At 63.0% G+C, this 486-nt stretch carries 1 pseudogene; it reads left to right on the top strand.

Features of this window, described 5'->3' with window-relative positions:
* Positions 1-117: 117 nt before the first annotated feature.
* A pseudogene (locus DVK07_RS21385) lies at positions 118-486 on the top strand (potassium transporter TrkA); the annotation flags it as partial.

Below are 486 nucleotides of genomic sequence, written 5' to 3'. Positions count from 1 at the left end.
CCATACCTCTGGCACCTCCGCAGTGAGCGGGGAAAAACAGTCGGGTCTCAAAACGGGGCATAACCCGAAATCCACGTCGTCGGCACGCATTTATGCTGCCGACGAGTGGACAGGGCTATGGCTGCACTCCCCGTCGAAGTCGTCTACGGACTCTACTTCGGCGTTCTTACGGGACTCGTCCCCGCCGCCATCGCGTGGCTCTTGGGGTTCGGGTTCCGGTACGTCACGGGTGTCACCGTCCCCGGGCTGGCAGTCGTCGTACTCAGCGTCGCCATCGCCGGTGCGAGCGGGGGGCTCATGGCTCTCGCCGACCCCACGATTACGCAGTCGGAAAATCAGGTCCGACTGACGGTCGCACTGCTCGTCGTCCTGATGGGGTCGTTGTACGCGCACAACCGCGGTGACGCCTTCGCCAACGAGATTCCGCGAAAGGTCTCGCTTCGAAAGCTCACGGAGCGAACGCTCTCAACCGACGTGGTCGAACTC

Source organism: Halorubrum sp. Atlit-26R (assembly GCF_003666015.1).
Classification (GTDB): Archaea; Halobacteriota; Halobacteria; order Halobacteriales; family Haloferacaceae; genus Halorubrum.
This window is presented reverse-complemented; position numbering and strand designations above follow the sequence as displayed.